The organism is Pseudomonas sp. HMWF006 (assembly GCF_003061205.1).
Lineage (GTDB): Bacteria > Pseudomonadota > Gammaproteobacteria > Pseudomonadales > Pseudomonadaceae > Aquipseudomonas > Aquipseudomonas monsensis.
Map to the genome: position 1 here is coordinate 1 of NZ_QAIU01000458.1, position 2,329 is coordinate 2,329.

Genomic DNA, 2,329 nt, shown 5'->3' on the forward strand with positions numbered 1-2,329 from the left:
GGTGGAGTCGCCCAAGCGAATGGCGTCTTTCATGTTGTCACTCCTTTGACTAGTAAGTTGGATGCCGCTACTCGGCCATCCAGACGTCTTCATACTCGCCAGTGTCGATAATGAATTTTGCGCCGGTGGGCAGGCACAGATAACTCACCACTTGCGGCAGTATTTCGTCTAAATGGTGAGCATGAAGGGGCTTGTAGAAATCATCCGCTTTTGAATACTCACCGCAGTGTATGAACCAACTCACAGTCCCTCCTTCGGGCAGCTCAACTCTGCTGCCATAAATAGGGGACTGGCCTAGAGTCTGCAGGGCGACGGCAACCATGACCTCAGGCGCAAGCACCGCCATTCCGTACTTCTCACAAATATTTATCTGAAGTTGATTCGGACGAAACTCCATACGTTCGTTCATAGCAGCTCCCGAAAAATTCATTGCAACCCTAACTCGCCGTTTTTACTGGCGAGAACCTCTAGCTATCCAGCCACCAATTGAGCAGAGTTTCGTCCTCTACATCATCGATATTTTTGTAGATGTTCGCGTAGTACCATTGAACCCCGGTCTGTTCATGGAAGGCATTAAAAAATTTTGCAATCCTATCCATTCCATTTTTTGCGGGAATGGCTAATGACAAATTCCCTCTATATACGCCGTCCAAGGTACCGTTGAGCTCGTTCGCGACATCCGCCTCAAGTGTCTTAAGCCGCTCTGGCGAAATGTGTTTGGAGTAGATATGGATACAAAAATTGCCCCCTCTCTTCAAAACCTCAGCGTGTGTTTGAGGATTTTTTAATGAAACTATATCTCCTCTTGCCAGATTCAAAGCCAAGCCAGGGAAAAACAGAAGTTCATACGTATGCTCATCAATTTTGCGAGCCGGCAGCTCTTCAAATACCGCACCTTTTGAGTTTTTTCCGGCATACACACGAATAATTTCTGTTGATTGCTCATCGAGCATAGGGTGCTCCAGAACTTCCACGCTCAACACACGAAACCCTTTATTTGAGATGGCCACCTTTTTACCGGGACAGACTACGCTTCATTAATTATACAAACGCAGCCCACCTCCGAAAACTTTCTTTATCCCGACCTGTCTCCATGATCCAATTTAGGGGTTACTCAATCAATGAGCTAGTAGTGGTAAAGAAGCCAATGACAGGCACTCCCCTAGACGAGATGAATCAATATGTGAGTGCTGCAGACAAGCATCCTCATATGCAATATTTTCCCCATCAGCAATATCAGACAAATATCTGTCGATCGCGAAAAAATCACAATCTGAGGGAATATCCACTGCAAACAGCGACATTTCCTGACTAACTGAACACGAGGCACCCAACTGATGAAGATGAGCGATTATTTTACTTTTCTCTTCAGTATCACTGGCAAAAACTCTGACAGTCGAATGGCCACCCCGTTTTGCGACACGGACAGCTATCATCTCATCGCCACTGGACTTTACCTGCACGAAATCGCCCTTACTCACGCCATAAACGTAATAGGGAGTATTGTCTAAGGTATAGGTGCCATCACCGGCATAGATGCCCCAAATCGACTCAGCGGATACAGGAGGATAATCATCCTCGTCAGGCGTGAGCTCAAAGACAATCTTGTGAAAAATATCGTTCATATTTTATACGCTCAAGGTGGGGAGCCGCCTAGACGGTTGAGTGTTTTGTAATCCGGCTTGATTGAATCTGAAGCTTCGCGATTACAACGGCGACATAGAATCTGGGTATTACCCTCATCGTTTGCGCCTCCCAATGAATCAGGTTGGATATGATCGAATTGTCGTTCATTCGGTGGCGGAGTTACACCCCTCTGGCTCTTTTGACCAGGAACTACTGTGACCAAGCACTTTTCACATGATTCCACTCCGTGAAATTGCTTGTTCTCGATAGCTACCTTGGTTTTCACCGACTTAGGAATACGCGCTAGACCTAATGGGTCGATCCATTGCACGGGATTTGGTGCATATTCGTAGGCGTTCAATCCCCCTGCGAGACCGATCGGATCTTGATTTATAAAACGTCCGACCAAAGGATCGTAATAACGATATCTATTGTAATGCAGCCCTGTCTCATGATCGTGATACTGCCCCTGGAACCGTATCGGGTTCATCACATCATGCTGCCGCGCCCACTCCGAGCGCCGCTCCGTCACCTGTCCCCAAGCCTTGTATTGCGCGGTCCAGGCCATGTTGCCTTGCGAGTCCGTCAATTCCTGCGGCGTGCCGAGGTGATCACATTGGTACCAGGCCAACGCATCAAACGGTAATGCCGTTGCCTTGTGATTCCACACCGGATCTTCATCAAGGCTGTATTCACCGCTGTA

The 2,329-nt window shown here is 47.6% G+C and carries 4 protein-coding genes; all 4 read right to left on the reverse strand.

Annotated elements, in window-relative coordinates; genetic code table 11:
• Positions 1-67 precede the first annotated feature (67 nt).
• Entirely contained in the window at positions 68-409 is a 342-nt protein-coding gene (locus tag DBR24_RS19950) for a hypothetical protein (protein WP_225931080.1), read from the reverse strand.
• 58 nt (positions 410-467) lie between these two features.
• On the reverse strand, positions 468-953 hold the full coding sequence (locus DBR24_RS19955; protein WP_128615618.1) for a DUF4265 domain-containing protein: 486 nt from the start codon (positions 951-953) through the stop codon (positions 468-470).
• 165 nt (positions 954-1,118) lie between these two features.
• Entirely contained in the window at positions 1,119-1,625 is a 507-nt protein-coding gene (locus DBR24_RS19960; RefSeq protein WP_128615619.1) for a DUF4265 domain-containing protein, read from the reverse strand.
• 11 nt (positions 1,626-1,636) lie between these two features.
• Positions 1,637-2,329 (reverse strand): RHS repeat-associated core domain-containing protein (locus DBR24_RS19965; RefSeq protein ID WP_146189086.1); only part of this gene is annotated, 693 nt, incomplete at its 5' end.

Excerpts from the sequence above, each read along its gene's own strand:
- DBR24_RS19950 (WP_225931080.1), bottom strand. The coding sequence starts at position 409 with ATGAACGAACGTATGGAGTTTCGTCCGAATCAACTTCAGATAAATATT.
- DBR24_RS19955 (WP_128615618.1), bottom strand. The coding sequence starts at position 953 with ATGCTCGATGAGCAATCAACAGAAATTATTCGTGTGTATGCCGGAAAA.
- DBR24_RS19960 (WP_128615619.1), bottom strand. The coding sequence starts at position 1,625 with ATGAACGATATTTTTCACAAGATTGTCTTTGAGCTCACGCCTGACGAG.